Below are 21,673 nucleotides of genomic sequence, written 5' to 3' on the forward strand. Positions count from 1 at the left end.
GCAGAGAAATACAGGATTTTGCGAGGCGCGTTCCAGCGGGATGAAACAAAAAAGCCCTGCACTCAGGCAGGGCTTTTGGCAAATATTCTCAGGTTTAAATCGCGACTGGCGCTTTGATCGCCGGATGCGGATCGTAACCTTCGATCTCGAAATCTTCGAACTGATAATCAAAGATCGAGGCTGGCTTACGCTTGATAACCAGCTTCGGCAGCGGACGCGGTTCGCGGGTCAGTTGCAGACGCGCCTGTTCCAGGTGGTTGCTGTACAGATGGGTATCGCCACCGGTCCAGACAAAATCGCCCACCTCAAGGTCACACTGCTGCGCCACCATATGCACCAGCAACGCATAGCTGGCGATGTTGAATGGCAGACCCAGGAAGATGTCGCATGAGCGCTGATACAGCTGGCATGAAAGCTTGCCATTCGCCACGTAGAACTGGAAGAACGCGTGGCACGGAGCCAGCGCCATCTTATCCAGTTCACCCACATTCCACGCCGAAACGATGATGCGGCGCGAATCCGGGTCGCGTTTCAGTTGCTCAATCACGCGGGAAATCTGGTCAATCTCTTCACCGCTGGCGCTGCCCCAGCTACGCCATTGTTTGCCGTAGACCGGGCCAAGATCACCGTTTTCATCCGCCCATTCATCCCAGATGGTGACGTTGTTGTCTTTCAGGTAACCAATGTTGGTTTCACCTTTCAGGAACCACAACAATTCATGAATGATGGAGCGCAGGTGGCATTTCTTGGTGGTCACCAGCGGAAAACCATCCTGCAAATTGAAACGCATCTGGTGGCCAAAAATGGAGAGCGTGCCGGTGCCGGTACGGTCGGCCTTTTCTGCGCCTTCATTCAGCACATGTTGCATCAGATCCAGATACTGTTTCATTTTACCTCTCGCGGCTGTTGCTGTGGGTGACGACGATACGCCCAAATCATCATAATCACGCCAGCCAGAATCATTGGAGTCGAGAGAATCTGCCCCATACTGATACCGCCGTCGAACAGACCCAGCTGCGCGTCCGGCTGACGGAAGAATTCAACAATAATACGGAATGCGCCGTAGCCAATCAGGAACAGTCCCGACACGCTGCCCATCGGGCGTGGCTTGCGGATAAACAGATTGAGGATGATGAACAGCACCACCCCTTCCAGCATCAGTTCATACAGCTGCGACGGATGACGCGGCAGTACGCCGTAGGTATTCAGCAGGGATTGATACTGCGGGTTAGTGGCTGCCAGCGCCACGTCTTCGCTGCGCGAACCCGGGAACAGCATGGCGAATTTAAAATCAGGTGCCACACGGCCCCACAGTTCACCATTGATAAAGTTACCGAGACGACCCGCACCGAGGCCAAATGGGATCAGCGGTGCAATAAAATCAGAGACCTGGAAGAAAGTACGTTTGGTACGACGGGCAAAGATCAGCATCACCACGATCACGCCCATCAGACCGCCGTGGAACGACATCCCGCCATCCCAGACTTTGAACAGATACAGCGGATTTTCAAGGAACAACGGCAGGTTGTAGAACAACACATAGCCGATGCGGCCACCGAGGAATACGCCGAGGAAACCCGCATACAACAGGTTTTCCACTTCCTCTTTTTTCCAGCCGCTGCCTGGCTTGTTGGCACGACGCACTGCCAGCCACATAGCGAATATAAAGCCCACCAGATACATCAAACCGTACCAGTGGAGCGAAATCGGCCCGACGGAGAAAATCACCGGGTCAAATTGGGGAAAAGCGATATAGCCGTTAGTCATCTTTCACCATGGAATTTTCTGCCCTGAAAACGGTGTGGCCAGGGGCAATGCAATAAAGGCTGCGCATAATAGCACAGCGGTGTTTTCATAAATGCCGCAGAAATGTAAACCTTAGCGACCACCGCGAATCAATCCACCCAGGCCGCGTCGCTCCATAAAAGCGGATACCTGATGGCGGACTTCCGAAGCGGTGTGGGCCGCCACGACCTGCTCGCTCAGCTTCTGCGTTTCTTCTTTGTCGAGATGACGCAGCAGATATTTCACGCGCGGGATATTTTTACCGTTCATGCTGAGGTGGTGATAACCCAGCCCCACCAACAGCGCGACACACATCGGATCGCCAGCCATTTCACCACACAGTCCCAGTTCCAGCTTGGCCTTGTGGGCTTCCTGCGCAATGGTTTGCAACGCGCGCAACATCGCCGGATGCAGCGGATCGTAAAGATTCGCCACACGGGTATTGTTGCGATCCACCGCCAGCAGATACTGGGTCAGATCGTTGGTGCCAACCGAGACAAAATCGACACGATCCGCCAGATGCGGGATCAGAAACAGCATCGACGGTACTTCGATCATCACGCCAATGCGCGGTTTCGGAATGATGTAACCAAGCATCTCTTCCACTTCCCGCCCGGCACGATCAATCAGACGACGCGCGTCCTCGATCTCATCAATATGGCTGATCATCGGCAGCAAAATGCTGAGATTGCCCGAGGCCGCATTGGCGCGCAGCATAGCGCGCACCTGCACCAGAAAGATTTCCGGCTGGTCGAGGGTTAAGCGGATACCGCGCCAACCGAGGCAGGGATTCTCCTCACTGATCGGCATATACGGCAGTTGCTTATCCGCGCCGACATCAAGCGTGCGCAGCGTCACCGGCTTGTTGTGGAACAGTTGCAGCATGCCCTGATACTGCGCCACCTGCTCCTCTTCCGACGGGAAGCCGTTTTGCAGCATAAAGGGAATTTCGGTGCGGTACAGGCCAATACCATCAACCCAGCTGTCGAGCGCGCGCTCATGCTCCGGGCTGAGACCGGCATTGAGCATCACCTGCACGCGTTCGCCGCTTTTCAGCTCGCCCGGCTGCTCAACTACATCTTCAGCCATTTTGCTCAGCGCGTTTTCTTCGCTGATCAGCCTCTGATATTCCTGCACCAGCACCGGCTCAGGATCGATCAGCAACTCGCCGCGATAACCATCGACAATCAGCAGGCGTTTGTTGAGCTGGGCAGGCAGGATATCTGCGCCCATCACCGTTGGGATACCCATAGCACGCGTCAGGATCGCCGCATGGGAGTTGGCCGCGCCGTCGCGCACCACCACGCCTGCCAGCCGCTCGTGAGGCAGTTCGGCCAGCGTGGTTGCGGTGAGCTCATCAGCAACCAGTACAAAACGCTCCGGCCAGGCATTGGTACCCACCAGGGAATCATCGAGGTGGAACAGCAGACGCTGGCCCAGCACGCGCAGATCCCCGGCCCGCTCGCGCAGATATTGATCCTGCAAGCTGGCAAACTGGGCGGCAAACTTCTCGATCACCGTTTTGACTGCCCATTCCGCGACGGATCCGCGTTCGATCTCGGCAAACAGATCTTTTTTCAGGCGCGCGTCAGTCAGCAGGTGCGAATACAAATCGAAGATCGCTGCGCTCTCTTTTTGCACGCTGGCGGTGAAACGTTTACTGAAGCGGCGGAATTCATTGGCGGCTTCGCTCATGGCGACGGCCAGACGGTCGCGTTCACGCTGCACATCCAGCGTTGAAGCAGCGGAAACCTGATCAAGCAGAGGCTGGGTCTCATCAACCCAACCCGGCGCTACCGCCACACCGGGCGAGGCAGCAATGGCTTTTACCCGTGACTGACGGAATTGACCAAAGAGCTGACCCAGCTGCGATTGCGACAACAATGCCGCCATCTGGGTTGCCAGCGTCACCAGAAAAGATTCTTCGCTTTCGTCGAACTGACGATGCTCGCGCTGCTGCACTACCAGCACGCCCAGCAGCTGGCGGCGGCTGATAATGGGTACGCCGAGGAAGGAGCGATAACGCTCCTCTTTCACTGAAGGAATGTATTTGAAGCTGGGGTGGCTCTGCGCATCAGCGAGGTTGATCGGCTCGGCCAGACGGCCAACCAGACCCACAATACCCTCGTCAAATGCCAGCGTGACCGTGCGACCACGCGGTTTTTTCAGCCCGCGTGTTGCCATCAGGTAATAGCAGCGACGATCGTGATCAGCGAGGTAGACCGAGCAAACCTCGGTCTCCATCGCAAGGCAAATTTCGTTTACCAGAAGGTCGAGTGCTTCATTCAGACGCGGCGCACTCGCCACTTTTTCTACTATTTCGCGCAACTGAGTGAGCATAAAGGGCGTGGCCTATCCTCTCTTACGTCGATGGGCTGCGGCATTGCGCGGCCCCGCACTCTCCTGCATAGTCATCACCACGCCAGCGAATTCCTTCATTACGCGACGGTAGACGTCACGTTTGAAGGAGACAACCTGACGCACCGGATACCAGAAGCTGACCCAGCGCCAGCCGTCAAACTCTGGCGTGCTGCTGTGCTGCACATTGATATCCGCGTCACTACTCATTAACTGCAGAAGAAACCACTTTTGTTTCTGGCCGATACACACCGGCTTTGTGTCCCAACGCACCAAACGTTTTGGCAATTTGTAGCGTAACCAGTTACGGGTTGAAGCAAGTATTCGAACATCTTTACGGTGCAAACCCACTTCTTCAAACAGTTCGCGATACATCGCCTGTTCTGCGGTTTCACCGGGATTGATGCCTCCCTGGGGAAATTGCCAGGAGTGCTGTCCAAAGCGCCTGGCCCATAACACTTGTCCTTGCCTGTTACAGATTACGATACCAACATTCGGGCGGTAGCCATCATCATCGATCACTGGACTACCTCAAAGCTAAATTTGAATAGCTTGATTGTTTCACACTCCTTACAGGCGGTAAACCACTGGATATCTGGGGTGATGACGGAATAATTACAGGATAACTCACAGAGTTTAGCCAGGTTATGAACAGGGGTGTCGATTTCAGGGCGATTTTATTCACCTTTTCTGTGGATAGCTTTGTGCAGAACACGGGAATTAATTGAATAACCGCTTCGGAAAAGTCTTATCATAACAGGACCAGACAATAATAAAATCCAATGTTTTCTTATGGATAAAAGATAATCCCTGGGATTTACAGGCAAAAATATCCGGGACGCATAACCGCCTGCCGGCAAACTGGTTAAAGATCGACCTCCGTTGTTTTTATCCACAGAGAATGTCCTAAACCTGGTCAGAAATGGGAAAAAAAGCCAGCAAATCGCTAAAGTCAAGGCTGTAAATGGAAACAGGGGTTGGTTAAAGCCGGGGTTATCCCAGCTTTCTGTGGATAACTGGGTTTAAGATCCTGTTTATTGTCGATAACAAACCGGGATAACCTGCCGTGCCCTTGCCAGCCGTGGATGAGCAGCAAATAAAAAAGCACGCTGAATCATGCTATTATCAGCAAAATAAGTGGCTGCATTTTGTGGACAATCTGCGCACGCCATCACTGCTTATCTTTTAATCAATATGAGTAAAACCATGAGTTCCCCTGCTTTACTGCCTGAGCCACCAAAAAATGAAGCGGAATTGCTGCAACGCGCCCGGCAGCTGGCGGGGCAAAGCTTTGCTGCTCTGGCTGCGCAGCTGGGTCTGCCCATGCCTGCCAATCTGAAGCGGGATAAAGGCTGGGTGGGGATGCTGCTGGAGATGCACCTCGGTGCCAGCGCAGGCAGTAAAGCGGAGCAGGATTTTGCTCACCTCGGTATCGAGCTGAAAACCATCCCGGTCGATGCACTGGGGAAACCGCTGGAAACCACCTTTGTCTGCGTCGCTCCGCTCACCGGCAACAGCGGCGTCACCTGGGAAACCAGCCATGTGCGCCATAAACTGGCACGCGTATTGTGGATCCCGGTGGAGGGCGATCGTGCATTGCCGCTGGCGGAGCGTCGCGTTGGATCGCCGCTGCTGTGGCATCCCAGTGCCGAAGAAGAGGAGCAACTGCGTCATGACTGGGAGGAACTGATGGATATGATTGTGCTCGGCCAGGTGGAACGCATCACCGCGCGTCACGGTGCCTGGCTGCAACTTCGCCCGAAAGCCGCCAACAGCAAAGCGCTGACCGAAGCCATCGGCGAGCATGGAGAGCCTATAATGACGCTACCTCGCGGCTTTTATCTCAAGAAGAGTTTCACCGGCCCACTGCTGGCGCGTCATTTTTTGCTGTGAACATGTCGATACACGAAATCATTCGAGGTGCAGCAAGGCGGCAAGTGGGTGAATCCTCAGGAGCTTACATAAGTAAGTGACTGGGGTGAGTACACGCAGCTAACGCAGCTGCAACTTGAATGATGAAGTGTATAATCGCCGTTTACTTTTCGTTTAGGATTGAATGTACACATGTTTGACTGGATTGCTGATCCCAACGCCTGGCTGGCGCTGGGGACATTAACCATTCTGGAAGTGGTTCTGGGCATCGATAACATTATTTTCCTTTCCCTGGTGGTGGCGAAGCTCCCCAAACATCAACAAAATCGCGCGCGCCGTCTGGGTTTGATGGGTGCCATGCTGATGCGCCTCGGGCTATTGGCCTCGATAGCCTGGGTGGTGCGTCTGACCAATCCGCTATTCTCGATCATGGATCACGCCTTCTCCGCACGTGATTTGATTCTGCTGTTTGGTGGCCTGTTTCTGCTGTGGAAATCCAGTATGGAGATCCACGAAACCATTGAGGGTGGTGAAGAAGAGCATAAAACCAACGTGCATTCGTTCCTCGGTGCCATCGTGCAGATCATGCTGCTGGACATTATTTTCAGCCTCGATTCGGTGATTACTGCCGTGGGTCTGTCGGACCATCTGATTATTATGATGATGGCGGTGGTGATTGCCGTACTGATGATGATGTTCGCGGCGCGGACCATCGGCGAATTTGTTGACCGTCACCCGTCTGTGAAAATGCTGGCGCTGGCTTTTCTGATTCTGGTCGGCTTTACCCTGATTCTGGAGAGTTTTGGCGTCCATGTACCAAAAGGTTACATTTATTTTGCCATGTTCTTCTCGATGGCAGTGGAATGCCTGAATCTGATGCGTAGCAGGAAAGGCGCGGCCTGAGAAAGTCAAGGGCGAGTCATGCTCGCCCGTTGCTTTTCGGAATGATGTGATTACCCCCAACGCCAAAACCATTTATTACTACACTTTTGCTGTTGAAGTTGTGTAAGGGAGTCGCGAATGAAAGGGTTGGTAAGTGCAATGGGGCTGGTGCTGGCGGCAGTAGTATTGAGTGGCTGCAGCAGTGATTACGTGATGGCGACCAAAGATGGCCGCATGATTATGACGGAAGGCAAACCAGCGATTGATAAAGACACTGGCCTGGTGCAGTACAAAGACGAGCAGGGCCATGAAATGCAAATCAATGGTGATGAGGTCTCTACCATCATTGAGCGTTAAGTGCCAAATTTCATCGCCTGCGGTATTTTTCCAGCTGTGCAGGCGATTTCCCGAACTTTCCCCCCTTCCTTCCGCGCCGTTTCACGCGCTATAGTCCCACAGGACACAACATTCCATTCCATAATGAAAAAAGGAAGCCGGCAATGCACTATCACCGTATCCCCCATAGCACGCTGGAAGTGAGTCAGCTGGGGTTGGGAACCATGACGTTTGGTGAGCAGAACAGCGAAGCCGACGCTCATGCGCAACTGGATTATGCTGTCAGCCAGGGGATCAACCTGATTGATACTGCTGAAATGTATCCGGTGCCGCCGCGCCCGGAAACCCAGGGTTTAACTGAACAATATATTGGCAACTGGCTGAAGCAGCGTGGCAGCCGTGACAAGATTATCCTGGCCAGTAAAGTCGCAGGTCCGGTACGCGGCGCTGATGCGTCGATTCGTCCTAACCAGGCACTGGATCGTAAAAATATCCGTGAAGCGCTGGACGCCAGCCTGAAGCGCCTGAACACCGACTATCTCGATCTTTATCAGCTGCACTGGCCGCAACGTCAGACCAACTTCTTTGGCAAGCTGGGTTATCAGTACACCGAATCCACCGTGCCGGTCACGCTGCTGGAAACGCTGGAAGCGCTGACCGAGCAGGTACGTGCGGGCAAGATTCGCTATATCGGCGTGTCGAACGAAACGGCCTGGGGCGTGATGCGCTATCTGCAACTGGCAGAGAAGCATGAGCTGCCGCGCATCGTGACTATTCAGAACCCGTATAGCCTGCTGAACCGCAGCTTTGAGGTAGGTCTGGCGGAGATCAGCCAGCATGAAGGCGTTGAACTGCTGGCTTACTCCAGCCTGGCGTTCGGCACCTTAAGCGGCAAGTATCTCAACGGGGCAAAACCGGCCGGGGCGCGTAATACCCTGTTCAGCCGGTTTACCCGCTACAGCAGCGAGCAGTCACAGCTGGCAGTCGCGGCGTATGTGGAGCTGGCGAAGAAGCACAATCTCGACCCGTCGCAGATGGCGCTGGCCTATGTGCGTCAACAGCCGTTTGTTGCCAGCACTCTGTTGGGTGCGACCACGCTGGAACAGCTGAAGACGGACGTGGAGAGTTTTAATCTGACACTAAATGCGGATGTGCTGGAAGGCATTGAGGCGATTCATCGTCAGTTTACTTACCCGGCACCTTAACCCGCTGCCAGCCAAAATGCGCGATAAATCGCGCCGCTACAATTCGTTCCAGGCGCGGCTAACGCCGCGCTTTCCACCACAACACGACGATCGCCACGGCGAAAATCGCGCCAAACCCGATACCGGTCGCCACCGCCGGAGCACCCAGCTTAATCGCCAGCGTATACAGACCCAGCATCAGCAACATCGCGGTGTTTTCACCGAGGTTCTGCACGGCAATCGCATTGCCCGCGCCGACGCTCGCCTTGCCACGTTCCTGCAATAACGCGTTCAGCGGCACGACAAAGAACCCGCCCAGCGCGCCAATCAGCATCAAAATCAGGTAAGCAGGCAGCAAACTGTGCTGCATTGAGAACACCACCACCATCACACCAATCAGCACCCCGGCAGGCATACAGCGGCGCACCGTTTGTAGTGTCACCAGCTTCGCCGCTGCCGCCGCGCCAATCACGATACCGATCGCTACCATGGCATTTAGCGTGGTCGGCGTTTTGTTATCGCTGATTCCCAGCGCCACCGGCACCCACAACACCAGCAGAAAACGCAGTGTCACCCCGGCCCCCCAGAACAGGCTGGTGCCCAGTAGCGAGAAGCGGGTTTCGCCGTTGCGCCATAACAGCACCGTGGCATCAATGAAACTGCGCAGCATCACGCCAAAATGCCAGCTCTGACCAGGACGTGCCGCCCGCAGGCGCGGGATAAACAGGTTTGCCACCACGGCCAGCCCGTAAGTCAGCGCACACACTGCCAGTGCCGCCAGCAGATGCCAGTCAGCAAGAATGCCACCCGCCACCGAGCCCAACAGAATCGCGGCGATGGTCGATCCTTCCATCAATCCGTTAGCTTTCACTAACTTCTCACCACGGGTGATTTCGCCGAGGATGCCATACTTCGCCGGGGAATAAGCCGCCGCCCCTACGCCCACCAGCGTGTAGCCAAGGAACGGGTTGAAGCCGAAACAGATAATCAGCGCCCCCAGCAGCTTCAGGCTGTTGGCGAACATCATCACCCGACCTTTGGCAAAGCTGTCCGCCATCTGCCCGACAAAGGGTGCGAGCAGAATGTAAGTGGCGACAAACAACATTTGCAGAATCGGCTGGCTCCAGTCGGGATAGAACTGATTTTTCAGCACCGCCAGCATGGCGAACAACAGCGCGTTGTCGCCAAACGCCGAGAGAAACTGCGCCACAATCACTGCCGTCATGTTACGTGACAGCAGGGGTGCATCCGGGTTTACCGCCTGGCTCATGCCTGTTCCTCTTCGGCCAGTTTTTTCAGGCTGACATAGTCAGGTTTACCGCTGCCCAGCATCGGCAATTGTTTCATTACGCGGATATCACGCGGTAACGCCAGCTCCGTTGCGCCGAGTTCACGCAGCGCCTGGTGCAGTTTGTCACGATTAAGTTCACTGTCGGTGGTGAACAGCACCAGCGCTTCACCGCGACTGCCGTCCGGCCGCAGGGACGCCGCATGTTGTTTCTCCGGCGAGGCTTTCAGGGCGATCTGCTCGACGCTCTCCAGCGAGACCATCTCACCGGCGATTTTGGCGAAGCGTTTCGCCCGTCCCTGAATCTGGCAGAAACCGCCCTCATCAAAGCTGACGATATCGCCGGTGTCGTACCAGCCCGCTTCCATTTCACCTTCGCCGTTATCGGCTACCGGCAGTTCCAGCGCGCCTGGGTTTTCCACGCGCAGATAGCCGTTCATTACGTTGGGACCACGCAGTTGCAGGCGACCGCCCTGCTCGATGCCTGCCACCGAAATCAGACGCGAATCCATCCCCGGCAGGATACGTCCCACGGTGTGCGATTTCGCCGCCATTGGCACGTTAATCGCCACCACTGGCGCACACTCGGTCACACCGTAGCCTTCAAGAATACGGATGCCGTATTTTTCCATGTAGATCTGGCGCGTCCCTTCCTGCAATTTTTCCGCACCGGCCACCACATAACGCAGACGGGCAAAATCGTAAGGGCTGGCGAACCGCGCATAGTTGCCGAGGAAGGTTGAGGTGCCAAACAGCACGGTACAGTTGCGGTCATACACCAGCTCGGGCACGACACGGTAGTGCAGCGGGCTGGGATAGAGGAACACCTCTGCCCCGGTCAGCAATGGCGTGAACAGGCCCACGGTCAGACCAAAGGCGTGAAACAGCGGCAGCGCCGACATAAAGCGGTCACGCGGGGTGAAATCCGCCACGGTACGAATCTGCTCGACGTTAGCCAGAAGGCTTTTATGGGAGTGCACCACCCCTTTAGGATGGCCTTCCGACCCCGAGGTAAACAGTACCATTGCCGCATCTTCCGGCTGTTGCGCCACCTGTGCGCGACGCGGCATCAGCAGATGGGTCAGGATCCACAATTTGTCTTTGGTGGTGACGGTGTCGCGCAGGTCTTCGAGGTAAATCCACTTCACCTCACTCAGCCCCTCTGGCAAATGCCACAGGTTGCCTTTATCCAGGAACTGACGCGAGGTGAACACGGTTTTCACCTGCGACGCGGTCAGCGCCGCACGCATTCCATTGACCCCGGCGGTGTAGTTGAGCATCGCCGGAACGCGTCCACGCAGTGACGCCCCGAGAATCGCCGCTGCTGTCACCGTGGCATTGGGCAGCAGCAGACCAACATATTCGCCCTGCTGGCTGTAACGTTCGAGGATACGCCCGACGCCCAATGCTTTTTTCAGCAGGCCGGTATAGCTGTCGGTTTTGAAGTTGATGTCTTCGATGCAGGGCTTAAACAGGCCGTAACGGGTGCGCGCGTTAAGGAACGCAGTGAATAACGTTTCACGCGGACGCACCGCCATGCGCGCTTCCATCATCACATGATGTAAGTGCTCACCAGCCAGCAGACGGCGGTCACGCGCACGTGGTGCTTCTGGCATCGGGATCACGGTGGCTGGCAACACCGTCAGGGTGATGCGGGGGAACAGGCGACGTTTAAACACCCCGGCGAGGCGGCCAAACGGGGTATATTCCGCGCCTTCGATACGCATTGGCACCACGCTGGCCCCCGATTTTGCCGCCACAAAACCAGCGCCGCTGTAGATCTTCATCAGCGAAGCGGTAACGGTGATACGACCTTCCGGGAAAATCACCACCGGACGACCTTCGTTGATCAGGCGGACCAGATGCTTTATCGACATCGGTTTGGTGGGATCGAGCGGCACGAAGTCGATTATTGGCTTCAGGATACGCATAAACCATTGATCGCTGATCGAGGAATAGACAGCAAACACCGGTTTAATTGGCAGGAATAAGGCTACCAGCACACCATCAAGAAATGACATGTGGTTAGGGGTGATCAGCACTTTAGGTTTGTGCAATGCAGCCAGATCACCGCGCAGCTCGACGCGCCATAACAGGCGGCAGAGGAAACGCAGGCAGGTGAATAACATGCCAGCTCCTTAGCAGTCGTGAAAAATGGTCCCTACGATGCAGGATTCGCGCATTTTCGACAAGTGGCAGCGGTGGCAATGCGTGAAAATTGCATCCATCGGATGGCCCGCGAGGCAACAGTGGTCTGGCTCTGAGAAGGTTCCGCCCGCCAGGCATTGCCGAGTTTCAGCCACAACGTGCAGGCGGACGGGCAAAGGTGCGATGGCGCGCACCTTTGCAATCCGCGCCCTGCGGCGTCCTCGCGCAGCGCTAACGCGCTGTTCCCTCGCTTATCACTCAGGCCTGACGGACCTCGCGGATTCGCCATCCATGGCTCATGCCGCGCTCTCGCCGCATCCATGCGGCTCGTCCTGGCCTTCCCTCTGCGCTCGGCGCTGCGAATGCCGCCCACACCCCCGTTTGCAGGACCATCTAATAAAAACAAACAGCAAAAGAAAAAACACAGGAAATCATCGATGTGGCAGCGGTGCTGACGCGCCATCCGGACTCGCTGAGCGCGGGAACGATTCCAGGAGGAGCCGCATGGATGCGGCGACAGGCGGCGTTGAGCAGGAGCGAACCGACGCCGGTCCGTCGGAAGCGTGAGTAAGCGAAGGGACCGCGAAGCGGCGAGGCAGGCGGCGCAAGGCCGGGGAATGCAAAGGGGACGGCCAGGTCCCCTTTGCTCGGTCGCCGCACGGGCGAACTGAAACTACCTTAGCCAGAAGCGAACGAAACCGACCCGTGGCGAACGAAACAGCATCGCGCTAGCGCGTCTCGCCGCCCTGCCATCCTCCGCCCAGCGCAGCTATCAACTCCACACTACTCACCCACTGGGTACTCTGCAATGACAGCAAACTCTGCTGCTCGCTCAGGCTGGTATTCTCAGTCGTGGCAACGTCGAGATAATCAATCATTCCCGCCTCATACTGATTACGCGTCACCCGCGCCGATTCCTGCGCTGCGGTGGTCGCCAGCTGCTGTGAAACAATCTCGCCCTTCAGCGTGTTCAGCTCCACCAGGTAATCCTCCACTTCCTGCATCCCTTGCAGCACCGACTGCCGATAGCTGGCCACGCTGGCATCGTAGGAAGCGCGTGCCTGCTCCACTTTCGCCGAAGTCGCGCCAAAGTCGAGCAAGGTGCCACTCAGCTCCGGCCCCAGCGACCAGACACGGTTGGGCAGCGAGAACAGGTTGCTAAAGGTGGAAGAACTGACACCGCCGCTGGCGCTTAAGGTCAGGTCCGGGTAGTAACCGGCAATGGCTACGCCCACCGCAGCGTTCGCTGCTGCCACGTTACGTTCGGCATAGGCGATATCCGGACGGCGCTGCAACAGCTGCGACGGTACGCTGTGCGGGATATCCGGCAGGGTGGCATCCAGCTTCGCCACCGGCAGAGAGAAATCGGCAGGTGCGCGTCCCAGCAACAGCGCGATAGCGTGCTCCAGCTGCGCACGCTGCCACTGATAATCCTGCGCGGAAGCGCGAGCGCTTTCCAGCTGCATCTGCGCCTGCGCCAGGGTGGCGCGCGATTCGCTGCCCGCCTGATATTTGTTTTGAATCACCGTCAGGTAGCGTTGATAAGCATCGATGCTGCGCTGATAGAGGGCGATTTTCTCGTCCATAATGCGCAGCTGGAAATAGTCCTGCGCCAGCTCAGACTGGGCGCTAAGGGTGATATTCGCCAGCTCGGCAGCGCTGGCCTGGGCGCTGGCTTTGTTCTCTTCCAGCGTGCGACGCAATTTGCCCCACAGATCCAGCTCCCAGCTGGCGCTCAGCTCGGCCTGATGGCTGTTGCTGACGCTACGCTGGCCGGTGGTGCTGGCACGGCTGCCGCTGCGCGTGCTGGTGGCATCGTAGCTCACCGACGGGAACAGCTCGGCACGTGACTGCGATGCCAGCGCCTGGGCTTCACGGTACTGGGCGGCATAGTTCGCCACGTTCTGGTTAGAGATGCTGACCTGACGCAGCAGGCCATCGAGGGTGGCATCATGGTACACCGCCCACCATTCGCCTTTGCTCTGATCATCCTGCGGCGTGGCCTCGGTCCAGCCTTGCGCCTCTTTAAAATGGGTCGGCATTGCCATCGTCGGACGCTGATAATCAGGACCAACGGTACAGCCTGCCAGCAGCAGCGCCATAAAGATCGGGGTAATTCGTAACGACATTTTCATGGATCAGGATTCCGCATGACGCAACCGCCGCCACTGACGTTTGGTGGCGCGGCTCAGACTATCGAGCCAGAGATAAACAACCGGCGTGGTAAACAAAGTAAGCAACTGGCTGAGCGCCAAGCCACCGGCAATCGCCAGACCAAGCGGGCTGCGCAGGTCGGCATCGCCACCGCGGCCCAGCGCCAGCGGCAGTGCGCCGAAGAAGGCCGCCAGCGTGGTCATCATGATCGGACGGAAGCGCATCAGGCAGGCCTGAGTAATCGCCTGACGCGGCGTCATGCCCTGACGGCGTTCAGCGTCGATGGCAAAGTCGATCATCATAATGGCGTTCTTTTTCACGATACCAATCAACAGGATAATGCCGATCAGCGCGATCACCGTCAGTTGCGTATTCGTCAGCAGCAACAGCAGCAAGGCACCGACGCCCGCCGACGGCAGCGTAGAAAGAATGGTGAGCGGGTGGATATAGCTTTCGTACAGCACGCCGAGCACGATATACACCGCCGCCAGCGCCGCCAGAATCAGCCACGGCATGGTGGCGGTCAGCTGAGAAAACGCGGCGGCAGTCCCGGCAAAGCCCGCCTGAATATTGGAAGGCAGCCCCAGTTTCGCCATCGCCTGCTTGATAAGCTGCTGCGCCTGTTCCAGCGAGACGCCGTCATTCAGGTTGAAGGCGATGGTGCTGGTAGCAGACTGCCCCTGATGCGCCACCGAAAGCGGCGCATTGCCGCCGACAAAAGTGGCAAAGGCTGAGAGCGGCACCCGATCGCCACTGTCATTGACGACAAACAGCTCTTTCAGGATATTCGGGTCACGGGTGTAGCTGTCCTGCAACGACATCACCACATGGTACTGGTTAAGCGTGTGGTACAGCGTGGCAATCTGCCGCTGGCTGAAGGAGTTGTTCAGCATGGTATCGATCATCTGCACGTTAACCCCGAGCATCTTTGCCCGGTCGCGATCGATATTGATCACCACTTCCTGGCCGCCGATTTGCGAGTCAGAATCCACGCTGTTCAGCTGCGGGATCGCCGCCAGCGCCGCCTGCACTTTCGGCGTCCAGGTGCGCAATACATCCAGATCGTCGGCCTGCAAACTGTATTGATAAGTGGCGTTGGCACTGCGGCCACCAATATGCAGATCCTGCGCCGCCATCAGGAACATCTGTCCCCCGGCAATATGGCTGGTCTTCATACTCAGGCGGTTGGCCACTTCGGTGGCGGTCGCGGTTCGCTTATCAAAATCCTTCAGTCGCACAAAGAAGTTGGCGCTGTTACGCGAACCAAACATGCCGCTGCCCATCGACGACATCACGCTTTCGACTGCCGGGTCAGACTCGATGATTTTGGTAAACTGCAACATCTTCGGCTTCATCGCCTGGAAAGAGATGTTTTGATCGGCGCGCAACGCGCCCATCAACAGCCCGGTATCCTGATTGGGGAAGAAGCCTTTCTGCACCACCGAATACAAAAACAGGTTCAGCAACACGGTAAGCAGCAAGCTGAACATCGTAATTTTCTGGTGCGCCAGCACCCAGGCCAGACCACGCGAGTAGGCAGCCAGCAGCGCATTCAGCTGGTTTTCAATAAACTGATACAGCGGATGCGGGCGTTTGCTGACTTTCGGCTTCGGTTTCAGCAGCCGCGCGCACAGCATCGGCGTCAGGCTGAGCGAGACAAACATCGAGATCAGCAGCGAGATGGAAAGCGTCACGGCAAACTCGCGGAACAGACGGCCGACGATACTCCCCATCAGCAGAATCGGGATGAAGACCGCAATCAATGACATGGTCATCGACAGCACGGTAAAACTCACTTCCTGCGCCCCACGCAGCGCGGCGCGCAGTGGACTTAACCCTTCTTCGATATGGCGGGTGATGTTTTCCAGCACCACAATCGCATCATCGACCACAAAGCCGGTCGAGATGATCAACGCCATCAGCGACAGGTTATCGAGGCTGTAACCCAGCAGATACATCACCGCACAGGTGCCAATCAGCGACACCGGCAGCGCCAGCGCCGGTATCACCACCGCCTGCACATTACGCAGGAAGACAAACACCACCGCAATCACCAGCATCACGGCGATCAGCAGCGTCTCTTCGGTGTCATACAACGACTGGCGCACCGTCGGAGAACGGTCCACCACCAGTTTCAGTTGGGTATCGGCGGGCAGATCTTTTTCCAGATTCGGCAGCTGCGCTTTAATGGCGTCGATAGTATCCAGCATGTTAGCCCCGGCCTGGCGCGTGATACCGATCATCACCGATGGCGTAGCATTGAGGAAACCGGCCTGATACTTATCTTCAATCGAGTCGTACACGGTCGCCACATCATGCAGCCGCACCGCTTTGCCGTTGTTATAGCTGACGATCAGATTGCGGTACTGTGCCGCTTTATCCAGCTGTCCGTTGCTGTCCACCAGCCACGACTGGCTGCTGCCCTGCAAAATCCCTTTCGGCAGGTTGGTGGTGCTATCGGCGATGGCGCTACGCACCGTATCCAGTGAAATACCGTATTGCGTCAACTTCTGCGGTTGCAGGTCGATGCGCACCGCAGGCAGCGCACTGCCCATCAGCGATACTTCGCCGACGCCCTGCACCTGGCTCATCGCCTGTTCAATCTTGCTTTCCGCCAGGTCGTAGAGCTCACCCGGCGTTCGGGTGGCGGAGACCAGCGCCAGCATCACAATCGGCGCATCGGACGGGTTGGCTTTACGGTACGTCGGCAGCGATTCCATCGAGCTGGGCAGCAAACTGCGCGCCGCGTTAATGGCCGCCTGCACATCACGCGCCGCGCCGTTGATATCGCGATCCAGTTCAAACTGCAAAATGATGGTGCTGGAACCCTGCGAACTGCTCGACGTCATCTCGGTGATGCCCGCGATCTGCCCGAGCGAACGTTCCAGCGGTGTCGCCACCGTGGCCGCCATGGTTTCCGGGCTGGCCCCGGCAAGGCTGGCGCTGACCATGATGGTGGGGAAATCCACCTGCGGCAGTGGAGCCACCGGCAGCAGCCGGTAGCCTAACAGGCCAAGCAGCATGATCGACAGCGTCAGCAGCAGCGTGGTCACCGGGCGGAAGATAAACAGCCGCGTCAGATTCATTGCTCGCCTCGCGCCTGCTGCTGTTTACGCTGCACAAAACGCTTGCCACGCTGCGCCCAGCCATCAAACCACAGATAAATCACCGGAGTGGAGAACAGCGTCAACACCTGGCTGACGATCAACCCGCCGACGATCACCAGGCCAAGCGGCTGGCGCAACTCAGCGCCAGAACCGGAGGCCAGCATCAGCGGCAATGCCCCCAGCAGCGCCGCCATGGTGGTCATCATAATCGGACGGAAACGCAGCAGACACGCCTGATGAATCGCATCGCGTGGGCTCATTCCCTGCTTGTTTTCCGCTTCCAGCGCGAAGTCGATCATCATAATGGCGTTCTTCTTCACGATGCCGATCAACAGGATCACCCCGATCAACGCAATCAGGCTGAACTCGCTCCCGGCCAGCAGCAGTGTCAGCAGCGCACCCACTGCCGCCGACGGCAGTGTGGAGAGAATGGTGACCGGATGAATAAAGCTTTCATACAGAATGCCCAGCACCACATACATGGTGATCAGCGCCGCCAGAATCAGCCACAGCGTGTTGCCGGTGGCGCTCTGGAACGCTGAGGTTTCCCCCTGATAACGCAGGGTGATACTCGACGGCAGATTCAGCTGCTGCGTCACCTCGGTAATCGCCTGCTGCGCATCTTCCAGTGAATAACCGCTGCTGAGGTTAAACGACACCATCACCGCCGGGAACTGGTTGAGACGCATATGCATCAGAGAACCGGTGCGCTCATGGATGGTGGCGATCGAGGTCAGTTTCACCATGCCAGTCGTGCTGCTGGTGCTGGATGAGCTCGAACTGCTGGAGCTGTCCGATGAACTGGAGCTGGAGCTACTGCTGCTGGACGCGCTGCTGGTGGTGGTGGTGGAGCTGCTACTGTCGCTGCTGCTCGACGGTTGCAGATAGACATCATCAAACGATGCCGGAGACTGCTGATAAGTGGGTGCCACTTCCAGCACCACGCGATACTGGTTCGCCTGGGTAAAGATGGTAGACACCAGACGCTGACCAAAGCTGTTGTACAACGCGGTATCGACGTCAGAGGCGGTAATGCCGTAGCGTGCCGCTTTATCACGGTTCAGTTCCACATAAGCCACGCGGCCCTGATCCTGTAAGTTGCTCACCACACCATTAAATTCCGGGCGTTTCTGCAAGGCGGCAATCAGCTGCGGCGTCCATTTCACCAGGTTTTCGCTGTCAGCATCGTCCAGGGTGAACTGATACTGATTCGGCGTGACCTGGTCGTTGACCGTTAAATCCTGCGCTGGTTGCAAATAAAGCTGGATACCCGTCACCTGGGTCGCCGCCTGTTGCAGCTGTTTAATCACCACATCGGCTTTGTCATCACGCTCGCCAAACGGCTTGAGGTTAATCTGCATACTGCCGCTGTTGAGGCTGGTATTGGTGCCGTCGATGCCGATGGTCGAGGACAAGCTCTCCACCGACGGATTTTGCAGGATCACTTTTGCCAGTGCCTGCTGCCGTTTCGACATTTCACTAAAGGAGACATCCTGCGAGGCAAGGGTGACGCCCTGAATCAGGCCGGTATCCTGGGTCGGGAAGAAGCCTTTAGGAATCACCAGATACAGCACCGCCGTCAGCGCGAACGTCGCCAGCGCCACCAGCAACGTCAGCTTCTGGTGATTCAGCACGATAGTCAGCATGCGGTCATAGCCGCGCACCAGCTTGTCAAAAAATTCGCCGCCTTTGCGTGAGAAACGCGACTGTTTTTCCGGCGGGATATGCTGCAACAGATAAGCACACAGCATCGGGGTCAGCGTCAGCGACACCAGCATCGAGACGAGGATCGACACCGCCAGGGTGATGGCAAATTCGCGGAACAAACGCCCGACCACATCGCCCATAAACAGCAGTGGGATCAGCACCGCAATCAGCGAGAAGGTCAGCGAGATAATGGTGAAGCCAATCTGCTGGGAACCTTTCAGCGCCGCCTGCATCGGCGTTTCGCCCTCTTCCAGCCGTCGCGAGATATTCTCCACCACCACAATCGCATCGTCGATCACGAAACCGGTGGCGATGGTCAGCGCCATCAGCGACAGGTTGTTCAGGCTGAAGTCAGCCAGGTACATCACGCCGAAGGTCCCAATCAGCGACAGCGGCACCGCTACGCTGGGGATCAGCGTCGCCGCGATATTGCGCAGGAACAGGAAGGTGACCATCACCACCAGCGCCACCGACAACATCAGCTCAAACTGCACGTCACTGATCGAAGCACGAATGGTTTGCGTACGGTCGGAAAGGATGGTCATCTTCACGCCATCCGGTAACGCCGCCTGCAACGTAGGCAGTTTGGCTTTGATGGCATCCACCACCTGAATGACGTTTGCCCCCGGCTGACGCTGTACGCTTATCACAATCGCCGGGCTGTTATTGGCCCATGCCGACTGGAAGCTGTTTTCCGGCCCCTGCTCGATATGAGCAATATCTTTCAGGCGCAGTGCAGCACCGTTCTGATAGGTGATAATCAGGTTGCCGTACTCTTCAGCGGTGCGCAGCTGGTCGTTAGCGTCGATGGTGACCGAATGGTATTTGCCGTCGAAGCCGCCTTTTGAGCCGTTCACGTTGCTGTTGCCGATCAGGGTGTTGACGTCTTCCAGCGTCAGGTTATGTGCTGCCAGTGCTTTCGGGTCCATCTGGACACGAATCGCCGGTTGATGGCCCCCCGCCAGCGTCACCATACCGACGCCGGAAATCTGTGACAGCTTCAGCGCCACACGGGTGTTGACCAGATCCTGCACTTCGGTGAGCGGCAGCGTATCGGAACTGGCCGCCAGGGTGATCACCGCGGTATCTGCCGGGTTGACCTTTTTATAGGTTGGCGGATTAGGCAGATCGCTCGGCAGCAGGTTGTTCGCGGCATTGATCGCCGCCTGCACTTCCTGTTCCGCCACATCCAGCGACAGATCAAGGCTGAACTTCAGCGTAATGATTGAGGACCCACCGGAGCTGGTGGAGGTCATCTGGCTTAAACCCGCCATCTGCCCCAGCTGCCGCTCCAGCGGCGAAGTGATCGATGAGGCCATCACGTCCGGGCTGGCACCCGGATACAGCGTGGTGACCTGAATGGTCGGATAGTCCACCTGCGGCAACGCCGAGGTGGAGAGGAATTTATAAGCGAAGATCCCGGCGATCAGCACGCCCACCATCAACAGGATGGTAGCGACCGGCCGCTGGATAAACAGGCGTGACGGATTCATTTGGCCTCGGCGGTCGCAGTCGGTTTGCTCTCATCGGCCAGCGTCACTTTACTGCCGTTGGTCAGACGATCGATGCCTTCCGTCACCAGACGTTCGCCCGGCTCTACCCCTTTCAAAATCGCCTGGAAATCTTCACCAAAGGTCGGGCCGGTGGTGACCGCTTTACGCGTCACGGTGTTGTCTTTGTTGATGACAAACACAAAGCTGCCATCGCTGCTCAGTTGCAACGCCTGGGCCGGGATCACCGTGGCGTTTTTCAGGGTATCGGTTTGCAGGCGCAGATTGACGAACTGGTTGGCAAACAGCGACTCGTCTTCGTTGGGGAAGCTGGCTTTCAGCTCGATGGTGCCGGTGCTGGTGTCGATTTGGTTGCTGATATATCTCACTTCACCCTGCGCCAGCACCGTGGTGTTGTCCTGATCAAACGCTGTTGCTGGCAGGCTTTGTTCGTTGTGCAGCGCTTTGGTCAGCTGCGGAATGTTGCTTTGCGGCACACTGAAGGTCACTGCCGCCGGTTGCATCTGCGTCACCACCACGATACCGGTGGTATCAGTGGTCTGGATCATATTGCCCGGGTCCACCAGACGCAGGCCCACGCGGCCGCTGACCGGCGAGGTGATGCGCGCGTATTCGATATCCAGTTTTGCACTGGCGATCTGCGCTTCATCCGCTGCCACCGCACCGCGATACTGGCCTACGGTCGCCATCTGGGTATCCAGGTCCTGGCGCGCCAGTGAGTCCTGCGCGTAGAGTTTTTTGTAGCGTGCTAGCGTCAGTTCGGCACTTTTCAGCAGCGCCTGGTTCTGATTAAGATCGCCCTGATACTGCGCCAGCGTCGCCTGATAGCTGCGCGGATCGATCTGCGCCAGCAGCTGGCCCGCCTGCACTTTCTGTCCTTCGGTGAAGTACACCTTATCCAGCTGACCCGCCACCCGGCTGGTAACCGTCACGCTGGCATTGGGCACCACCGTCCCCAGCGCATTCAGATACACCGGCACATCGGCGGTGGTGGCAACGCCACTGTGCACCAGGGTCGCCCCCCCCATCATCATCGCCATGCCCGGCGGGCCACCGGCGCCACGGTGACCACTGCGCCCACCGTGTTCACCACCCGGCGGCATTCCGCCTGGCGGCATCCCACCGCGTCCACCGACTACGCGCCAGATCACGCCAGCCACAATTAACAGCACAACTAACAGGAGCAGCCATTTCAGCCAGCGAGAGAAAGCGGATCGAGGAGCGTTGGTCTTCATTGAGTTTTTAGGTCTCAGATAAATGGAAAATCCCCTGAAAAACAGGGGATTATTTCAAAGGTAAATCATTACTGCGCGTATTATCGGCTGAAAAACATATTTTATT

14 protein-coding genes are annotated in these 21,673 nt (G+C 57.0%); 4 read left to right on the top strand and 10 right to left on the bottom strand.

Annotated features, from left to right (window positions below; genetic code table 11):
* Nucleotides 1-94: 94 nt before the first annotated feature.
* The 4 genes from thyA to rppH form a co-directional block, all read right to left on the bottom strand.
* Nucleotides 95-889, bottom strand: a complete 795-nt coding sequence (thyA, locus tag AC6I8X_RS15835; RefSeq protein WP_313689162.1) for a thymidylate synthase — start codon at nt 887-889, stop codon at nt 95-97.
* Entirely contained in the window at nt 886-1,767 is an 882-nt protein-coding gene (gene lgt, locus AC6I8X_RS15840; protein WP_084876511.1) for a prolipoprotein diacylglyceryl transferase, read from the bottom strand. The genes thyA and lgt overlap by 4 nt, the downstream gene beginning before the upstream one ends.
* A 111-nt stretch (nt 1,768-1,878) precedes the next feature.
* The gene (gene ptsP / locus AC6I8X_RS15845) at nt 1,879-4,125 is read right to left on the bottom strand and encodes a phosphoenolpyruvate--protein phosphotransferase (protein ID WP_084876512.1); all 2,247 of its coding nucleotides are present in this window, start codon (nt 4,123-4,125) and stop codon (nt 1,879-1,881) included.
* 12 nt (nt 4,126-4,137) lie between these two features.
* Complete coding sequence (gene rppH, locus AC6I8X_RS15850) at nt 4,138-4,665, bottom strand: RNA pyrophosphohydrolase (protein ID WP_208716303.1); 528 nt, start codon at nt 4,663-4,665, stop codon at nt 4,138-4,140.
* A 684-nt stretch (nt 4,666-5,349) separates the two neighbouring features.
* Between rppH and mutH the strand changes: the two genes are divergently transcribed.
* From mutH to AC6I8X_RS15870, 4 genes are all read left to right on the top strand, one after another.
* A complete protein-coding gene (gene mutH / locus AC6I8X_RS15855) occupies nt 5,350-6,036 on the top strand; it encodes a DNA mismatch repair endonuclease MutH (RefSeq protein WP_299460184.1) in 687 nt (228 codons plus the stop codon).
* Nucleotides 6,037-6,207: 171 nt separating this feature from the next.
* Nucleotides 6,208-6,918 carry a TerC family protein gene (locus AC6I8X_RS15860; RefSeq protein WP_299460180.1) on the top strand — a complete coding sequence of 237 codons (711 nt, stop codon included), beginning with the start codon at nt 6,208-6,210 and terminating at the stop codon, nt 6,916-6,918.
* A gap of 117 nt (nt 6,919-7,035) precedes the next feature.
* A complete protein-coding gene (locus AC6I8X_RS15865; RefSeq protein WP_084876516.1) occupies nt 7,036-7,254 on the top strand; it encodes a YgdI/YgdR family lipoprotein in 219 nt (72 codons plus the stop codon).
* Nucleotides 7,255-7,397: 143 nt separating this feature from the next.
* On the top strand, nt 7,398-8,438 hold the full coding sequence (locus AC6I8X_RS15870) for an NADP(H)-dependent aldo-keto reductase (protein ID WP_497840086.1): 1,041 nt from the start codon (nt 7,398-7,400) through the stop codon (nt 8,436-8,438).
* 58 nt (nt 8,439-8,496) lie between these two features.
* On the opposite strand, the gene lplT is transcribed toward AC6I8X_RS15870, so the two are convergent.
* The 6 genes from lplT to AC6I8X_RS15900 form a co-directional block, all read right to left on the bottom strand.
* Nucleotides 8,497-9,687: a lysophospholipid transporter LplT gene (lplT, locus tag AC6I8X_RS15875; RefSeq protein WP_497840087.1), complete on the bottom strand. Its 1,191-nt coding sequence runs from the start codon at nt 9,685-9,687 to the stop codon at nt 8,497-8,499.
* The gene (aas, locus tag AC6I8X_RS15880) at nt 9,684-11,834 is read right to left on the bottom strand and encodes a bifunctional acyl-ACP--phospholipid O-acyltransferase/long-chain-fatty-acid--ACP ligase (RefSeq protein WP_497840088.1); all 2,151 of its coding nucleotides are present in this window, start codon (nt 11,832-11,834) and stop codon (nt 9,684-9,686) included. Before aas ends, lplT begins: the two co-directional genes overlap by 4 nt.
* A gap of 747 nt (nt 11,835-12,581) precedes the next feature.
* Entirely contained in the window at nt 12,582-13,988 is a 1,407-nt protein-coding gene (locus AC6I8X_RS15885; RefSeq protein ID WP_497840089.1) for an efflux transporter outer membrane subunit, read from the bottom strand.
* A gap of 3 nt (nt 13,989-13,991) precedes the next feature.
* Entirely contained in the window at nt 13,992-17,093 is a 3,102-nt protein-coding gene (locus tag AC6I8X_RS15890; protein ID WP_497840090.1) for an efflux RND transporter permease subunit, read from the bottom strand.
* Nucleotides 17,090-20,314 carry an efflux RND transporter permease subunit gene (locus tag AC6I8X_RS15895; protein ID WP_497840091.1) on the bottom strand — a complete coding sequence of 1,075 codons (3,225 nt, stop codon included), beginning with the start codon at nt 20,312-20,314 and terminating at the stop codon, nt 17,090-17,092. The genes AC6I8X_RS15890 and AC6I8X_RS15895 overlap by 4 nt, the downstream gene beginning before the upstream one ends.
* A complete protein-coding gene (locus tag AC6I8X_RS15900) occupies nt 20,311-21,567 on the bottom strand; it encodes an MdtA/MuxA family multidrug efflux RND transporter periplasmic adaptor subunit (RefSeq protein WP_497840092.1) in 1,257 nt (418 codons plus the stop codon). The genes AC6I8X_RS15895 and AC6I8X_RS15900 overlap by 4 nt, the downstream gene beginning before the upstream one ends.
* Nucleotides 21,568-21,673 lie beyond the last annotated feature (106 nt).

Source organism: Pantoea sp. X-Soil-TKNS-1280 (assembly GCF_059730475.1).